The 17,409-nt window shown below is 67.4% G+C and carries 12 protein-coding genes and 1 riboswitch; of the genes, 3 read left to right on the forward strand and 9 right to left on the reverse strand.

What is annotated here, in order from left to right:
- Positions 1-4 precede the first annotated feature (4 nt).
- Complete coding sequence (locus RBT54_RS09790; RefSeq protein WP_320366639.1) at positions 5-730, reverse strand: YebC/PmpR family DNA-binding transcriptional regulator; 726 nt, start codon at positions 728-730, stop codon at positions 5-7.
- Positions 731-862: 132 nt separating this feature from the next.
- Between RBT54_RS09790 and RBT54_RS09795 the strand changes: the two genes are divergently transcribed.
- Complete coding sequence (locus tag RBT54_RS09795) at positions 863-2,380, forward strand: DUF853 domain-containing protein (protein ID WP_320366641.1); 1,518 nt, start codon at positions 863-865, stop codon at positions 2,378-2,380.
- 119 nt (positions 2,381-2,499) lie between these two features.
- Here the strand turns inward: RBT54_RS09795 and RBT54_RS09800 are convergent, their stop codons facing one another.
- Positions 2,500-4,401 (reverse strand): diguanylate cyclase, encoded by a 1,902-nt coding sequence (locus tag RBT54_RS09800; RefSeq protein ID WP_320366643.1) that lies wholly within the window; start codon positions 4,399-4,401, stop codon positions 2,500-2,502.
- Between the two features lie 95 nt (positions 4,402-4,496).
- On the opposite strand from RBT54_RS09800, the gene RBT54_RS09805 reads away from it, so the two are divergent.
- Both RBT54_RS09805 and RBT54_RS09810 read left to right on the forward strand, forming a co-directional pair.
- On the forward strand, positions 4,497-6,494 hold the full coding sequence (locus RBT54_RS09805; RefSeq protein ID WP_320366645.1) for a TonB-dependent receptor plug domain-containing protein: 1,998 nt from the start codon (positions 4,497-4,499) through the stop codon (positions 6,492-6,494).
- Complete coding sequence (locus RBT54_RS09810) at positions 6,491-7,009, forward strand: YfiR family protein (RefSeq protein ID WP_320366647.1); 519 nt, start codon at positions 6,491-6,493, stop codon at positions 7,007-7,009. The genes RBT54_RS09805 and RBT54_RS09810 overlap by 4 nt, the downstream gene beginning before the upstream one ends.
- Here the strand turns inward: RBT54_RS09810 and RBT54_RS09815 are convergent.
- The 7 genes from RBT54_RS09815 to metK all read right to left on the reverse strand — a co-directional run bounded on the left by RBT54_RS09815 (position 6,951) and on the right by metK (position 17,362).
- Complete coding sequence (locus RBT54_RS09815; protein ID WP_320366649.1) at positions 6,951-9,101, reverse strand: putative bifunctional diguanylate cyclase/phosphodiesterase; 2,151 nt, start codon at positions 9,099-9,101, stop codon at positions 6,951-6,953. The two genes, RBT54_RS09810 and RBT54_RS09815, sit on opposite strands and share 59 nt — an antisense overlap.
- Entirely contained in the window at positions 9,098-11,860 is a 2,763-nt protein-coding gene (locus tag RBT54_RS09820; protein ID WP_320366651.1) for a response regulator, read from the reverse strand. The genes RBT54_RS09815 and RBT54_RS09820 overlap by 4 nt, the downstream gene beginning before the upstream one ends.
- Before the next feature lie 94 nt (positions 11,861-11,954).
- Positions 11,955-12,788, reverse strand: a complete 834-nt coding sequence (gene metF / locus RBT54_RS09825) for a methylenetetrahydrofolate reductase [NAD(P)H] (protein WP_320366653.1) — start codon at positions 12,786-12,788, stop codon at positions 11,955-11,957.
- Entirely contained in the window at positions 12,785-13,126 is a 342-nt protein-coding gene (locus RBT54_RS09830) for a S4 domain-containing protein (protein ID WP_320366655.1), read from the reverse strand. The genes metF and RBT54_RS09830 overlap by 4 nt, the downstream gene beginning before the upstream one ends.
- 21 nt (positions 13,127-13,147) lie before the next feature.
- Complete coding sequence (ahcY, locus tag RBT54_RS09835) at positions 13,148-14,563, reverse strand: adenosylhomocysteinase (protein WP_320366657.1); 1,416 nt, start codon at positions 14,561-14,563, stop codon at positions 13,148-13,150.
- Between the two features lie 103 nt (positions 14,564-14,666).
- A riboswitch (S-adenosyl-L-homocysteine riboswitch) is annotated at positions 14,667-14,771 on the reverse strand.
- Positions 14,772-14,899: 128 nt separating this feature from the next.
- Complete coding sequence (locus RBT54_RS09840) at positions 14,900-15,979, reverse strand: calcium/sodium antiporter (protein ID WP_320366659.1); 1,080 nt, start codon at positions 15,977-15,979, stop codon at positions 14,900-14,902.
- 219 nt (positions 15,980-16,198) lie between these two features.
- Positions 16,199-17,362, reverse strand: a complete 1,164-nt coding sequence (metK, locus tag RBT54_RS09845) for a methionine adenosyltransferase (RefSeq protein ID WP_320366660.1) — start codon at positions 17,360-17,362, stop codon at positions 16,199-16,201.
- Between the last annotated feature and the right edge of the window lie 47 nt (positions 17,363-17,409).

The following is a 17,409-nucleotide window of genomic DNA, read 5'->3' on the forward strand; positions in this document are numbered from 1 at the left end:
CGTCTTACTCGTCCATCTCTGCCGAGGTATACACCTCCTGCACGTCGTCCAGGCCTTCGAGCGCGTCGAGCAGCCGCTGCATGCGCGCCGCCTCGTCGCCGGACAACTCGATCACGTTCTCGGGCTTCATGGTCACCTCGCCGAACTCGGCGGTGAAGCCGGCCTTCTCCAGCGCCTCCTTAACCGCGGTGAACTCCCACGGTCCGGTGATGACCTCGATCGAGCCGTCCTCGTTGGGGACGACGTCCTCGGCGCCAGCCTCGAGCGCGGCTTCCATCAGCGCGTCCTCGCTGGTGCCGGGGGCGAACAGCAACTGGCCGCAGTGCTTGAACTGGAAGGCCACGCAGCCGTCGGTGCCCATGTTGCCGCCGTACTTCGAGAAGGCGTGGCGCACGTCGGCCACGGTGCGGGTCTTGTTGTCGGTGAGGCAGTCGACCATGATCGCCGAGCCGCCGATGCCGTAGCCCTCGTAGCGGATCTCTTCGTAGCTCACGCCCTCGAGTTCGCCGGTGCCCTTCTTGATCGCGTTGTCGATCTTGTCCTTGGGCATGTTGACGCCCTTGGCCTTGTCCACCGCCAGGCGCAGGCGCGGGTTGAAGCCCGGGTCACCCCCGCCCATCTTGGCGGCGACGGTGATCTCCTTCGCCAGCTTGGAGAACGCCGCACCGCGCTTTTCGTCCTGACGACCCTTGCGGTGCTGGATGTTGGCCCATTTCGAGTGACCCGCCATAGAAACCTCTGTACTGCGTGCGCGTTGAAAGAGGCGCGCATTATAGCGCCCGAGGCACGCCCGCTCCCACGGTTACGGTGCCCGCGCTGTTAAACTCGCGGACATCATTTTTCTGCCCGCAAGGAGCTTTTCATGGCTGATCCGATGCTGATCGCACGCGCGCACGACAAGGACCTCCTCAAGGACATCTGCCTGCTGCCGCGACTGGCCAACCGCCACGGTTTGATCACCGGCGCCACCGGCACCGGCAAGACGGTAACCCTGCAGAAGCTCGCCGAATCCTTCGCCAACATCGGCGTGCCGGTGTTCGTCGCCGACATCAAGGGCGACCTCTCCGGCATCGGCGCCGCGGGCACGGCGTCCCCCAAGCTGCTGCAGCGCCTGGAAGCGATCGGCGTCACCGAGTACACCCCGCGCGCCAACACGGTGGTGTTCTGGGACGTGTTCGGCGAGCAGGGGCACCCGGTGCGCGCCACGATCTCCGACATGGGACCGCTCCTGATCGCGCGCCTTCTGAACCTCAACGACACCCAGACCGGCGTGCTCACGCTGGTGTTCAGGGTCGCCGACGACAACGGGATGTTGCTGCTCGACCTCAAGGACCTGCGCGCGATGGTCCAGTACGTGGGCGAGAACGCGAAGACCTTCACCACCGAGTACGGCAACATCTCCACCGCCTCGATCGGCGCCATCCAGCGCAACCTGCTGGGGCTGGAAGAGCAGGGCGGTGACGTGTTCTTCGGCGAGCCGATGCTCGACATCGCCGACCTGATGCAGACCGGCGCCGACGGCCGCGGCGTGATCAACGTGCTGGCGGCGGACAAGCTCTACCACTCGCCCAAGCTCTACTCCACCTTCCTGCTGTGGATGCTGTCCGAGCTGTTCGAGCAACTGCCCGAGATCGGCGACCCCGACAAGCCGAAGATGGTGTTCTTCTTCGACGAGGCCCACCTGCTGTTCAACGACGCGCCCAAGGCGCTGATCGAGAAGATCGAGCAGGTGGTGCGCCTGATCCGCTCCAAGGGTGTGGGCGTGTACTTCGTCACCCAGAACCCGCTCGATGTGCCCGAGACCGTGCTCGGCCAGCTCGGCAACCGCGTCCAGCACGCGCTGCGCGCCTTCACCCCGCGCGACCAGAAGGCGGTGAAGACCGCCGCCGACACCATGCGCCCGAACCCGGCCTTCGACGCCGTGGCGGCGATCACCGAGCTCGGCGTGGGCGAGGCGCTGATCTCCTTCCTCGACGAGAAGGGCCGCCCGCAGATCACCGAGCGCTGCAACGTCATCGCGCCCGACTCGCGCCTCGGCCCGCTGCAGCCGGCCGAGCGCCAGGCGGCGATCACCGGCTCGGTGATCCACGGCCACTACGAGAAGGCGGTTGACCGTGAATCGGCCTACGAGCTGCTCAAGGCCAGCGCCGCCACCAAGGCCGCGGTCGAGGCCGGGCGCGAGGCGGCCAAGGAGGTCGGCGGCGAGGAGACCGGCGGCATGGTGAGCGACATCCTCTTCGGCGCCACCGGCCCGCGCGGCGGCAAGCGCGACGGCCTGGTGCAGATCGCCGCCAAGACGGTCACGCGCACCATCGGCAGCAGCATCGGCCGCCAGATCGTGCGCGGGATATTGGGATCGCTGCTCGGCGGGCGACGCTGAGTCAGGCAGGAAGTCGTGGGAGCGGGCTGGCCCGCGAAGGGTGTGCCCTGCGTTCGCGGGCCAGCCCGCTCCCGCCACAAGAGACCGCGCCCGCGAGTGCGATCGGCGCAGCGAGTGCCTTACGGCATGCAGCGCAACTGGCCCTGCACGATGATGCAGCTCCGGTTGCGGCCCGACTCCTTGGCGCGGTAGAGCGCACGGTCGGCGGCATTGATCATTGCGTCGCTGTCGGCCATGCGTGCTTCGCGGCTCGCCACGCCGATGCTGACCGAGCTACGGATTTTCACGCCGCCGGCCTCGATCGTCATCGCCTCGATCGTGCGCCGCAGCCGGTCTGCGGCGAACAGGGCCGCCTTGAGGTCGGTGTTCTGGCAGATCATCAGGAACTCTTCGCCGCCCATCCGGCATACGCTGTCGTTCTTGCGCGCGGCGCGATGGATCTCTTGCGCGACTTCGGTGAGCACCTTGTCGCCGACCGCGTGGCCGTGCGTGTCGTTGACGCGCTTGAAGTGGTCGATGTCGAGCACCAGCACCGAGAGGGGCTGCTCGAAGCGCTGGGATGCAGCCCAGGCCTTGGTGAGCGCGGCCATGCCGGCGCGGCGATTGGGCAGGCCGGTGAGCAGGTCGGTCATGGCTGCATGTTCGAGGCGGCGGTTGCTGATCGCCAGTTCGGCAGCGAACTGCTTCAACTGGGCGCGGTCGCGCTCCCAGGCCTCGAGCAGTTGCACGTAATGCCAGGCCGCGCGCAGGCGGGCGCGCAGCGTGCGCAAATTGACCGGTTTGGCCAGGAAGTCATCCACGCCAGCCTCGAAGGCCTCGGACACCTCTTCCTCGGTGTCGAGACTGGTGAGCATGATCAGGTAGATGGTCTGCCCCCACTCGGTGGCGCGCAGCGCGCGCGTGAGCTCGAGGCCGCTGAGCCCGGGCATCAGCCAGTCGGTGATGACGATCTGGGGCTGGGCCTCGACGGCGAGCGCGAGCGCCTCGCTCCCGGTGCGGGCGCACACCACCGAATGGCCAAGCGCGTCGCGCAGCACGGTTTCCATGATGCAGCGCGTGGTCGGGTCGTCGTCGACCAGCAGCACGCGCAGCGCGCCCGCGCTGCTGCGTTCCTCGGGGCGCAGGGCGTGCGGGGTGGACATCTGTGCGAACGAGGGCAGCGCAGAGGCCGGCACGCGCAGCAATTCGCCCCACTCGCGCCAGCGCCGCACCAGCTCGTCGATGGTGGTGCCGAGTTCCTCGGCGCTGAGCCCGATCTTGCTGCCGAGCAGTAGCAGTTCCGCGGTGCGGCCGCTGTGCTCGGCTTCGGCTGCCAGGCCAAGGTCGGCAACGCGGCGGGCGAGGTAGAGCAGGTGTGTCAGCTGGTGCGGACGCGAGCCGGCCGAAAACCCGGCGCTCTCAGGGTTCTCGTGGTGATAGATCGGCTCCACCAGCGCGCCGGGGATGCCCCATTCGGTGAGCAGGGCGGCGGTCAGTTCGTTGTGGTCGGTCTGCAGATGCTCGTGCTCGAGGGCGGCCAGGCTGCGCGTGGGCTCAGGGTTCTTCAGCAGTTGCGCGTAGGCGGCCGGATAAACGGTGGCAAGCGACAGGCGACCGACTTGCGACAGCAGTCCGCAGGCAAAGAGTTCTTCGCTCGAGCCCACGTTCGCCATCGTGCAGAACGTTTGTGCTGCCAGCGCCATGAGCAGCGAATGCGACCAGAACGCCTGGTAATCGAAGCCCTCGCAGGGACCGTTCTGGTACTGGTCGACCAGTGAGAAGCCCATCGCCAGGTTGCGCACCGTGCCCATGCCGAGACGCAGGATTGCATCGGTTACCGAAGCCACCGGGCGCCCTGCGCCCTGTCCGACCGTGTTGGCCTGGCGGATCAGCCGGCTGGCCAGCGCCGGGTCGGTCTGGGCGATGTGGGCGACTTGAGCGGTGGTGGTGTCGTCGCGTCGACACAACTCAAGAATGGCCAGTGCAACGCCTTTCGGGCTGGGTAATTCACCGTTCAGTGGAATGTGTTCGAGCTTCTTCATGTGGGCGCGGCAGTGGCTCGGTGCGAAGCTGCTAAGATACCCGATCTGTTGATCGAGCCATGTGCATAATTGGTGTCCTTGGGGTGCGTGCCGCAGTGGCGTTTCGTGGATTGAGGGCCGGGCTGCTCGCGCTCGGCGTGCTGCTTGTGGTCGTGCCCGGGCGAGGGGGCGCAGCCGAAGACCTCACCGCGCTGCCATTCGAGGAGTTGCTGCAGCGCGACTTCGTTTCCGCGTCGCGGATCGCCCGCCAGGTGAGCGACTCGCCCTCGGCAGTGGCGATCGTGACCGCCGACGACATCCGCGCCTACGGTTACCGCACGCTGGCCGATGTCATCAACAGCATGCGCGGGTTATACACCACCGACGAGGGCAGCTATCACTACATGGGTGGGCGCGGCTTTGGCGATGTCGAGGACTACGCCGGTCGCGTGATGCTGCTGATCGACGGCTATGCGGCGCATGACAACCTGTTCGATCAGGCCTACATCGACGAGTCCGCCCTGATCGATCTCGAACTGGTCGAACGCGTCGAGTACGTCCCCGGCACCGGCTCGGTGACCTACGGCAACAACGCACTGCTTGGCATCATCAATGTCGTCACCCGCCGTGGGCGCGACTTCGATGGCGCCCGCCTGTCCGCCGACCGGTCCAGCCACGGCGCCAACCGTCAGCGCGCCACTTACGGCAAGCGTCTGGACAACGGCGCCGAGGTCCTGCTCTCGGCCTCCACGCTCGACATCGACGGTCGCGACCTGTATTTCCCCGCCTACGACACGCCCGAGACCAATTTCGGTGTGGCCGAGGGCCGCGACGGCGAGCGCAACCAGCGCATGTTCGGCAAGCTGTCGTGGGGCGGGTGGACGGTACAGGGTGCATGGGTCGACCGCAGCAAGGGCGTGCCCAACAATCCTTCGGCCTACACCGAGTTCAACACGCCCTTCCCGGTGAAGGACGAGAACGCTTTCCTGGGCGTGCGCTACGAGACCGAGCTCGGCCTGCAACTCCATTCCTCATCGAGCCTGATGCTCGGCCGCTATGCGTACTGGAACCAGCGCGAATACGCCAGGAACGGAGACGGCGAGTACGACGACGGCGAGAAATACGGGGTGCGCGAGTACGAAGGCGCGTGGTGGCGATTCGATCAGAAGTTCGTCGGACGCTGGTTCGCCGACCACACGCTGGTGTTCGGTGCCGAGTTGCGCAACGACCACCGTCAGGATTTCCGTGTGCGCTACCTGTCGCCGACACGCGAAGTGCTCGATGGCCGCGACGGCGCCCTCTCGCGCCGTACCGCGAGTGTCTATCTCGCCGACGAGTACCGGCTCAATGAGCGCTGGACGCTGAGCCTTGGCGCACGCTACGACGACGCCGACGACCTCGACGGCAACCTCAGTCCGCGTGCGGCACTGATCTGGCACCCGAGCGCCACAACCACCTGGAAGGCCTCGTACAGTGAAGCGTTCAAGATGCCCAACGCAAACGATCGATGGACCTCGGACGAGACCGCCGTCCCCGAGTACGTTGCGGCCACCGAGCTCGTGCTCCAGCACCAGATCTCGCCGCACACACGCGTAACCGGATCGCTGTACCGCTATCGGCGCAGCGACCTGCCTGCCTACGACGAAGCGCTGGGGGAATACGTGCCCGAAGGCACCCTTCGTACGCGCGGCGTGGAGGCCGAAATCGAACACGTGTGGGATGACGGCGCGCGCTTGCGCGCCAGCATGGCTCTTCAGCGCTCGCGCGACGTGGACGGAGCCGATGCGGTCAACTCGCCCGATCTGCTCGGCAAGCTCAACTACACGTTTCTGCTGCCGGGCCAGGCGCTGCGCGCCGGTTTCGAGGCACAGTACCTCGGCCCGCGCCTGACCCGGGAGCGCCGCATGCTGGGCGGCGTCGCGCTCGCCAACCTCACCGTGTCCACCGAGCGCAACTGGCGTGGCCTGTCCGCTTCGCTGAGCGTGCGCAACCTGTTCGGGCGTGATTACGAGACGGTATCCGGTCTCGACTGGCGGCCCGCGAGCGGGTTGGCGCAGGATGGCCTGCGCATGGACGGCCGCATCGTATGGCTGCAGATCGGCTACGACCTGTGAGACCGCACGTCCTTGCCTTCCTGCTCGTGCTGCTGCTCGGCCCGTCTGCGGTGCGTGCCGAGGCCGTGCCCGAGCACGTGCTCAAGGCGACCTATATCTACAACTTCGCCGCGCTCACGCAATGGCCGCCGATGGATCGGGGCGGTTTCAACATCTGTGTGTTTGGCGATTCAGAGCTGGCCCGGGTGATGCAGCGCCTGGCGGGCAAGACCCTGCACGGGCGCGTGGTTTCCGTGGCGCGCCTCGGCTCGCTGGCGGCGATCCGCGAATGCCAGGTGCTGTACGTGGCTGCAGATGAAGCGGTCAGCTTGCCGCGTATTTCCAGTCTGCTCGGTGACGCGCCGGTGCTGACCGTCAGCGATGCGCCTGCGACGCAGGATGCCGCTGTCCGGATCGTGCCCGAGGGCAGTCGCCTGGCCTTCGAGGTCGACGTCGAGCGCTGCCGGCGCGCGGGCCTCAGGCCGGGGGCGGCCCTGCTTTCGCTGGCGCGCAACCTGCGTCGGCCAGAGCACTGAATGCGGCTCCGCCGTACGTTGGCCACTGCCGGTGGGCAAGGGCCTCGATCTCCACGGCCGGGACCGGCCGGCTGAACAGGTAGCCCTGCAGGCTGTCCGCCTCGAGCTCGCCGAGCAGGGCCGCCTGCGCAGCCGTCTCGACGCCCTCTGCCGTGATGCTGAAGCCCAGGTGACGGGCCAGCGCGAGGATCGCGTGCACGATCGCGAGGTTGTCCGCGTCGTCCGGCAGGCCATGGATGAAGCTGCGATCGATTTTCAGCCTGCACAGCGGCAGGCGCTTCAGGTAACTCAGCGACGAGTAGCCGGTGCCAAAGTCGTCGAGTGCGATGCCGATGCCGAGCTCGCGAAGTGCGCCGAGGGTGCCATGAGTGGCCGCGTCATCGGCCATCAGCGCGTTCTCGGTGATCTCCAGCTCCAGGTGGCTTGCGGGCATCGCGCTCGCAGCGAGCGCGGCGCGAACCGTGCCGATCAGGTCGTGTGCGCGGAACTGCATCGGCGACAGGTTCACCGCGACCCGCAGGTCCAGGCCGTGTGCTCGCCAGCGCGCCGCGTCGCGACAGGCACGCTGCAGCACCCAGGCGCCGATCGCGTCGATCAGCCCGCACTCCTCGGCGAGGGGAATGAAGTCGAGCGGCGAAACCAGTCCGCCGCCCGGGGGCTGCCAGCGCACCAGGGCCTCGACCGTTGCGATGCGTCCGCTGCGCGCCTCGATCTGAGGCTGGTACAGCAGTACGAACTCCTCGCGCGCAAGCGCCCGGCGCAGCCCGGCCTCGAGCGCCACCCGATGCACCGCCTCTGCCGTCAGCGTGGGGTTGTAGTAGCGGCAACTGTTGCGGCCACGTGCCTTGGCATCGTACATCGCGGTGTCGGCGTGCTTGATCAGGGTGGCTGCGTCGTCGCCGTCATCGGGGAAAATTGCGATACCGATGCTGGTGGTCAGGCTCAGGGGCTGGCCACCAATTGCAAACGGCGTGCTGAGGCTCGCGCGGATGCGTTCGGCAATCGGCAGCGCGTCCTCGGGGCGGTTGATCATCGGCAGCAGTACGGTGAATTCGTCGCCGCCGAGGCGGGCGAACTCGGCCGAACCCAGGCCGTCGGCGTCATGTGAAACGATGTCGCCCGGGCGCGTGATCGCGCGCAAGCGCTCGGCGGCCTGCTGCAGCAGCCTGTCGCCCGCGGCGTGGCCGAGCGTGTCGTTGATGCTCTTGAAGCGGTCGAGGTCGAGGAACAGCACCGCGAGCCGCCAGTCGTTCTGATGCGCGCGGCGGATCTCGCGTTCGAGCCGCTCGAGAAAGCCGCGCCGGTTCGCAAGGCCGGTCAGGCTGTCGAAATACGCGAGGCGGTGGATACGGCTCTCGTACTCCTTGCGCTCGGTGATGTCACGCAGCAGGCACAGGACCTCGCTGCCGTCGATCGCGCTCATGCGCGCCTCCCGGTGGGAGGGGCGGCCGGTCTTGCTGGCGAGGGCGAACTCCACCGTGCGCGACTGACGGCTTTTCCGGGTTTCCGCCAGCGCGCGCTCGAGGACCGCATTGGCCGATGGCGGAAATACTGCAGCCAGCGCCTTGCCGACGACCGGCGTGCAGCATGGGCGCGAGTCGGCAGGCGCGGCGTGCAGCTCGACGATGTCGTTGTTGCCGTCGATGCGCATGAGCGTATCGGGCAAGGCAGCAAGCAAGGCCGCATTGCGCGCGTTGGCCGTGCGCAGCGCGGCAGCGGAGCGCGTCGCACGCAGGACATAGCGCACGCGGTGCGCCAGAAGCGGCCAGGGCAACGGCTTGGCGATGAAGTCCGTCGCGCCCGCGTCGAACGCCGCCTCGATCGATGCGATGTCGTCCATGCCAGTGACCATGACGATGGGCAACTCGTCGCCGTGGCGCCGCCGCAGTTCGGCGCAGACCGCAAATCCGTTCATGCCTGGCATATCGACGTCGAGCATCACCATGTCGAAAAGCCCTTCGTCGAAGGCGGCCAATGCCTGTGCGCCGTCGTATGCGAGCTCAACCACCAGACCTGCCTTGACCAGGGCAGCCTGAATCAGCAGGCAGGTCGTCTGGTCGTCGTCCGCTACGAGAATGCGTGATGTACTCACTGCTCGAGCTCCTTCTGCAGTGCGTGGACATCCTCCATCGCACGCCTGTATTCGCCGCGTAGCGCCTCGAGCTGATCGCGCGCGTCGTCGAGCTGGCCCTCCCTGCCCAGCCGTTCGAAGTGCTTCAATCGGGTCGAGAGCGTCTTTGCGCCGACGTTTGCCGAGCTCGACTTGAGGCTGTGCGCAGCGCGGCGCAGGCGCTCGCCATCACCGGCGGCCACTGACTGTTCGAGCTCGGCAAAGACACCGCTGCTGCTCTCGGCATAGATGCCGAGAACGCGTGCTGCCAGCACCGTGCTGCCGCTGGAATCCAGCGCCTGCAACTGGTCGACGAAGCTGCGGTCGATCGCCGACGGCGCTGGCCCGGATACGCCTCCGGGCCGCGCCGCGGGTGCTGGTGCGTCACTGGCCCGTGCGGGCGCTGCCGCCATCCAGCGCTGCAAGGTGGCGTGCAGTTGCGCGAGCGAGTAGGGCTTGGCGAGGAAGTCGTCCATGCCCGCAGCCAGGCAGCGCTCGCGGTTCTCCTTCATGACATTGGCGGTGAGCGCCACGATCGGCACCTGCGTCGTCCCACCCATCGCGCGGATTGCAGCGCTGGCCTCGTAGCCGTCCATCACCGGCATGTGGCAGTCCATCAGGATGAGGTCGAAGGGCTCGGTCGAGGCCAGCCGCAAGGCCTTTTCGCCGTTGTCGGCAAAGCGCACCGTGAGACCGAGCTTTTCGAGCATGGCCTGGCCGACCTGCTGATTGACCGGATTGTCTTCGGCCAGCAGCACACGACCAGCGAGTGGCGAGGCGCTCGCCGGCTCGCGTGGCGTTTCGACCCCGTCCGGGCGCGTGCCGTGTATCGCGCGGCACAGGGCTTCGTGCAGTTCCGCCTGGCGAATCGGCTTGCGCACGCAGCGCAGGATGCCGGCGCGCTCGCGTTCGCGCACGCTGACGCCGGAATAGCTCGAAGTCAGCACCACCAGGCGCACGGGGGCGAGCGCCGGGTTCTGGCCGATCGCGGTGGCCAGCTGCCTGCCGTCCATCTGCGGCATGTGCATGTCGAGCACGGCGATGTCGAAGCCTTCGCCCGCAGCGGCCGCGCGTGCGAGCGCTTCGAGCGCCGCGGTGCCGTCGGCCGCACACGCCACCCGCATGTCCCAGCCCTGCAACTGGCGCTGCAGGATCTCGCGGTTGGTCGCATTGTCATCCACCACCAGCGCGCGCATGCCGGCGAGGTCGACGCCGCAGCGCAGTGCATCGGGCGTGCTGTGGCCTTTGGGCAGACGCAGGTCGACATGGAAATGGGCGCCCTCGCCGGGCCGGCTGTCCACACCGATTTCGCCGCCCATCAGGCCGACCAGGCGCCGGCAGATCGCCAGGCCGAGGCCGGTGCCACCGTACCGGCGGGTGGTGGAGCCGTCGAGCTGGGAGAACTGCTCGAAGATCTTTCCTTGCGCGTGCGCCGGGATGCCGATGCCGGTGTCCTCGATGCTGATGCGCAGGCGGCAGTCGTCGGCGCCGTCCTCGACCAGGCGGGCACGCACCACCACCTCGCCGTGCTCGGTGAACTTGATCGCGTTGTTGATCAGGTTGCCGACGATCTGGCGCAGCCGGAAGGGGTCGCCGTGCAGGCAGCGGCGGACCTCGGCGGGCAGGTCGGCGACGAGCTCGAGGCCCTTTTTCTCGGCCGGCTGCGCGAACATCGCAAGCGTGCCTTCGAGCAGGTCGCCGAGCTCGAATTCCACCGCCTCGAGCTCGAGGTGGCCGGATTCGATCTTCGAAAAGTCGAGGATGTCACTGATGATGCCGAGCAGGTGGCGGCCGGAATGCTCCACCCCCTCGGCGAAGTGACGCTGTTCGTGGTTGAGACCGCTGTCGAGCAGAAGCTCGGTCATGCCGAGCACGCCGTTCATCGGGGTGCGGATTTCGTGGCTCATCGTCGCCAGGAAGTCGCTCTTGGCCTGGCTGGCCGCCTCGGCGGCTTCCTTCGCACGGCGCAGTTCCTCCGTGCGTGCGGCGACCTCGTCCTCGAGGTGCTCGCGGTGGGCGGCCAGGCGTGTGTCGCGCTCCGCGATCTGACCGAGCATGCGGTTGAATCCGCCGGCCAGGGCGTCGAGCTCCGTGATCCCGCTCGGCTCGGCGCGGGCGGCGTAGTCCTCGGTCCGGGCGACGCGCGCCATCAGCGCGGACAGGGCGGACAGCGGCTGCAGCACCGCGCCGTTGAGGCGCCTGAGCGTCAGCGTGGCAAGCATCAGCGCAAGGGCGGCGGCGATGGCCGTGATCGTCCCGTGGGCGAACACCTGAAGGTAGAGCGGGCGCAGGTCGAGGTCGAGATCGAGTACGCCCACGACGTTGCCGTTTTCGACGATCGGCTGCGTCATGTGCAGGGTGTTGCGGCTGAAGTGCGCAGATTCGGCGGCAAGGCTCGGCGTTGCCGGGCCATCCTCAACGTAATCGCCGTAGCGTGCAAACTCGGCGCCCTGACCGTCGTAGATTGCCGCAGCGCGCACGTCGGGCAAGCGTTCGAGGGTGGCGAGTACCCTGCCCGCGGCGTCGTTGTCGAGGAACATCAGGCTGGCGGCCGCATTGTCGGCGAGCACCCGAGCCATCACTCGAGTGTTGCCTTCGAGCGCAAGCGCGCTGATCACCAGGCTGCCGAGCGTGATCGCCAGCGCCAGCAGTGCGATCGCGATCCCAAGCGCGCGCTGGCTGACGCGGCGCAGCTTCTCGCCGAGCATCATGCGATCGTTGTCCGAGCGCTGGAGGCTCATTGCCTGATCTCGATGGCGAGACCGAGGCGTCTGGCGCCAGGGACACTGCCGCAGGCGACGACCAGCACCATTGCTCCGTCGGGGATCATCCGGATCAGGCAGCCAGCCCCAGCCGCCGGCAGATTTCGGTGGTCGGGCCGGCCATGTTCATGCTGTAGAAATGCAGCCCGGGCGCGCCCTCGGCGATCAGCTTCTCGCACAGGCGGGTGACCACGTCGAGGCCGAAGGCACGGATCGAATCGGTGTCGTCACCGTAGCTCTCGAAGGTCTTGCGCATCCAGCGCGGGATCTCGGCGCCGCAGGCGTCCGAGAAGCGCGCCAGCTTGCTGAAGCTGCCGATCGGCATGATGCCGGGCACGATCGGGATGTCGACGCCCAGCTTGCGCACCGCGTCGACGAAGTTGAGGTAAGCGTCGACGTTGTAGAAATACTGCGTGATCGCCGAGTTGGCGCCGGCCTCGGCCTTGCGCTTGAAGGCGGCGAGGTCGTCCTGCGGGCTGCGAGCCTGCGGATGCCATTCGGGATAGGCGGCGACTTCGATGTGGAAGCGGTCGCCGGTCTCGGCACGGATGAATTCCACGAGCTCGTTGGCGTAGCGGAATTCGCCCGGATCAACCACGCCCGAGGGCAGGTCGCCGCGCAGCGCGACGATGCGACCGATGCCGGCTTCCGTGTACTCCTGCAGGATCTCGCGAATGCTGTTGCGGGTGGAACCCACGCATGACAGGTGCGGCGCAGCCGCGAAGCCGGCAGCGGCGATCTCCTGCACCGTGGTGAAGGTGCGCTCGCGGGTGGAGCCGCCGGCACCGTAGGTCACCGAGAAAAACGATGGCCTGAGTGCGGCGAGCTTGTCGCGCGTGATGCGCAGCTTCTCGGCGCCTTCGGCGGTGGTGGGCGGGAAGAACTCGATCGAGATTTCGGTGCTCATTGTGTGTCCGGGTCTGTGTCGCCGACCGGTGTGCGGATGGCGGGGAAGAAGGGTTCGCGCGTGCTGTCGCCGCCGGGGACGAAGTGGTCGCTGTCGTCCGCCGTCACGGCCAGCCGTGCCTCTGGCGGTAACGCCAGCGCCGGTTTGGTGATCACGTGGCCGTCGTGGCTGACCCGCCCGGTTGCAACCAGTGCGCGCGCTGCGGCACGCGAGGGCGCGAGCCCCTGCATCACCAGCAACTGGTCGACGCGCAGCAAGCCGTGACGGTCGGCCGGATGTCGGCGCTCGGCCGCCTGGCGTGGCCGTCCCTGGCGGGCATGGAAGGAGTTCATGCTCATCGGGACGGCCTCCGGCGTCGATCAGTAGCGGTACGAGTCCGTCTTGTACGGGCCCGCTTTCGGCACGCCGATGTAGGCCGCTTGCGCGTCGGTCAGCTCGGTGAGCTGCACGTTGAGCTTCTTCAACTGCAGGCGGGCGACCTTCTCGTCGAGGTGCTTGGGCAGGGTGTAGACGCCCACCGGATAGTCGGCCGTGCGGGTGAACAGCTCGATCTGCGCGATCGTCTGGTTGGCGAACGAGCTCGACATCACGTAGCTCGGGTGGCCGGTGGCGCAGCCGAGGTTCACCAGGCGGCCCTTGGCGAGCAGGATGATTCTCTTGCCGTCGGGGAAGATGATGTGATCGACCTGGGGCTTGATCTCTTCCCACTCGTAGCCCTCGACACTGGCGACATCGATCTCGTTGTCGAAGTGACCGATGTTGCACACGATGGCCTGGTCCTTCATCTTCGCCATGTGGTCGTGGGTGATCACGTGGTAGTTGCCGGTGGCGGTGACGAAGATGTCGGCCTTGTCGGCAGCGTATTCCATGGTCACCACGCGGTAGCCTTCCATCGCGGCCTGCAGCGCGCAGATCGGGTCGACCTCGGTCACCCACACCTGGGCCGACAGCGCGCGCAGCGCCTGGGCCGAGCCCTTGCCCACGTCGCCGTAGCCGGCCACCACCGCGACCTTGCCGGCGATCATCACGTCGGTGGCGCGCTTGATGCCGTCGACCAGCGATTCGCGGCAGCCGTAGAGGTTGTCGAACTTCGACTTGGTGACCGAATCGTTGACGTTGATCGCCGGGAACTTGAGCTCGCCGCGGGCATGCATCTGGTACAGGCGGTGCACGCCGGTGGTGGTCTCTTCGGTCACGCCCTTGACCTGCGCGAGGCGGGTCGAGTACCAGGTGGGATCCTGCGCCAGCTTGGCCTTGATCGCGGCGAAGAGCACGGTCTCTTCTTCCGAGCCAGGCTTGGCCAGCACCGAGATGTCGGATTCCGCGCGTGCGCCCAGGTGCAGCAACAGGGTGGCGTCGCCGCCGTCGTCGAGGATCATGTTGCTGTAGCCCCCATCCGCCCATTCGAAGATGCGGTGGGTGTAGTCCCAGTAGTCCTCGAGCGACTCGCCCTTGACCGCGAACACCGGGATGCCGTCGGCGGCGATTGCGGCGGCGGCGTGGTCCTGGGTCGAGAAGATGTTGCACGAGGCCCAGCGCACCTCGGCGCCGAGCGCGGTCAGCGTCTCGATCAGCACCGCGGTCTGGATGGTCATGTGCAGCGAACCGGTGATGCGCGCGCCCTTCAGGGGCTGGCTGGCGGCGTATTCCTCGCGGATCGCCATCAGGCCGGGCATTTCGGTTTCGGCGATGCGGATTTCCTTGCGGCCCCAGTCGGCGAGCGACAGGTCGGCGACGACGAAATCGGTGAAGTTGGTGTCAGTCACGGCGTTCATGTAAAGCTCCATGCTATCGCCGGGCGGAACGTGGGGGAGGGCAACGCGCGGCGCTGCAGGGAGCTCACCCGACATCCCGAACCCGGCAGGGTTGAAGATGATTAGCAGGTGAGCGCCGTTGTACTGCAACCCGCCGGGCGGCGGGGTCCGAGCCTGGGGGCCTGGCAGCAGGGGATGCGGCCGGCGCCTCGCAGCGCTCCTCGGAAAGGACTGGATTATAGCAAAGCAGCGTGCCGTGGGAGCGGGCTTGCCCGCGAAAGCGGCACTTCAGCGCGGGGATGTTCGCGGGCAAGCCCGCTTCCCACGCAACCGCCTCCCACGGCAGGATTGCGCCGTTCAGGTGCTGCCGTGCTTGCCGTTGCTGCGCACGATGCTGACGACGATGGTGATCACGGTGAGCGGCATCACATAGCCGAGCATGATCCCCGAGAACGCCTGCACGCTGGCGTGCTGCTGCGCCTGCAGCACCAGCCAGGCGGTGTAGGCCATGTAGTAGGCGAGGAACACGACGCCTTCCCAGCGCGCGATCTCGCGCCCGGTGATCATGATCGGCAGGCAGGCGAAGGCCACCGCGAGCATCACCCACAGATCGAAGTTGCGTGCCGCCTCCGACACCGGCAGGCCGACGCCCGAGGCGATGCCGGCCGCGCCGAGTACGGCGAGGATGTTGAACACGTTGCTGCCCACCACGTTGCCCACGGCGATGTCGCGCTGGCCGCGCATGGCGGCGACGATCGAGGTGGCGATCTCGGGCATCGAGGTGCCGACCGCCACCACGGTGAGGCCGATCACCAGGTCGCTGACGCCGAAGGCGCGCGCGAACGCCACCGCGGCATCGACCAGCCAGTCGGCGCCCACCACCAGCATCACCAGGCCGACCACGATCAGCGCGACCTGAACCGCCCAATGGCTGTCCCAGGTCGAGGTCGGGATCTCGGTCTCGAATTCGTCCTGCACCGCCTTCGAAGCGCGCCGCGACTGGATCACCAGGAACACGGTGTAGGTGATCACCAGCGCGAACAGCACGATCGACTCCAGCAGGCCGATGTTGCCGTCGAGCGCCATCACCACCAGCAGCGCCGAGGCGCCGATCATGATCGGGATTTCCTGGCGGATGATCTGCTCGTCGACCAGCAGCGGCGTGATCAGCGCCGAGATGCCGAGGATCAGCAGCACGTTAGCGATGTTGCTGCCGACCACGTTGCCGATGGCGAGGTCGGGCGTTCCGGCGAGCGCGGAGCCGACCGAGACCGCCATCTCGGGTGCGCTGGTGCCGAAGGCGACCACGGTGAGGCCGACCACCAGCGGCGACACGCCGAAGGAGACGGCCAGCCGCGAGGCGCCGCGAACCATCACGTCGGCGCCGATGACGAGGGTGACCAGGCCGAGGACGAACATCAGGACTTGTTCAAGCATGGAGAAGCTCTGTGGCAGCGAAGCGGTGAAATCGTACTTGCCCGGGCAGGCCTCACGCCAGCAGAACCGTCGGAGCGCGTCGGGAGGCGTGGGGTTCCGCCAGGGCCGGTTTTTGTGGGAGCGGGCTTGCCCGCGAACAACCGCGCGCTCAGGCGCTGCTTTCGCGGGCGAGCCCGCTTCCACGGCAGGAGGTAGGGGAGGTGCTACCTGCTTGGTGGCTTACAGTCCGGCGTCGGCGCGCAGTGCGGCGGCCTTGTCGGTCTGCTCCCAGGTGAACTCCGGCTCGTCGCGGCCGAAGTGGCCGTAGGCGGCGGTCCTGGAGTAGATCGGGCGCAGCAGGTCCAGCGTCTGGATGATCGCCTTCGGGCGCAGGTCGAAGTGCTTGCCGATGAGCTCGACGATCCTGTCGTCGGCGATGCGGCCGGTGCCGAAGGTGTTGACCATCAGCGACACCGGGCGCGCCACGCCGATCGCGTACGCCACCTGCACCTCGCACTTGTCGGCCAGACCGGCGGCGACGATGTTCTTCGCCACGTAGCGGCCGGCGTAGGCGGCCGAGCGGTCGACCTTGGACGGGTCCTTGCCGGAGAACGCGCCACCGCCGTGGTGGGCCGCGCCGCCGTAGGTGTCGACGATGATCTTGCGTCCGGTGAGGCCGCAGTCGCCGTGCGGACCGCCGACCACGAAGCGGCCGGTGGGGTTCACCAGGTAGCGCACGTCGCCCTGCATCAGCTCATTGGGCAGCACCGGCTTGATGATCAGCTCGATCACCGCCTCGCGGATCTGCTCCTGGGTGACGTCCGGGTCGTGCTGGGTGGACACCACCACGGTGTCGATCGCCACCGGCTTGCCGTCGACGTACTTGACCGTGATCTGGCTCTTGGCGTCCGGACGCAGCCACGGAAGCCGCCCGTCCTTACGCACCTCGGCCTGGCGCTGCATGATGCGGTGCGCGTAGTAGATCGGCAGCGGCATCAGGCTGGGGGTTTCGTTGGTGGCGTAGCCGAACATCAGGCCCTGGTCGCCGGCGCCCTGGTCGAGCGGATCGTCGTTGGCGGCATTCACGCCCTGGGCGATGTCGGGCGACTGGCGGTTGATCGCCGCCAGCACCGCGCAGCTCTTGTAGTCGAAGCCGATGTCGGAGTTGTCGTAGCCGATGCGGCGGATGACGTCCTGCGCGATCTCGCGATAGTTGGGGTGGGCGGTGGTGGTGATTTCGCCCGAGATCACGACGAGACCGGTCGACACCAGGGTCTCGCAGGCGACGCGCGCCTTGGGATCTTCGGCCAGCACCGCGTCGAGCACGCCGTCGGAGACCTGGTCGGCGACCTTGTCGGGATGACCTTCGGAGACCGATTCGGAGGTGAAGAGAAATTCAGCCATTTTGCTGCTCCTGAAAAACAAAAATCCCCGTTGCGGTGGCCTTGCGT

The organism is Thauera sp., from assembly GCF_034003485.1.
Lineage (GTDB): Bacteria > Pseudomonadota > Gammaproteobacteria > Burkholderiales > Rhodocyclaceae > Thauera.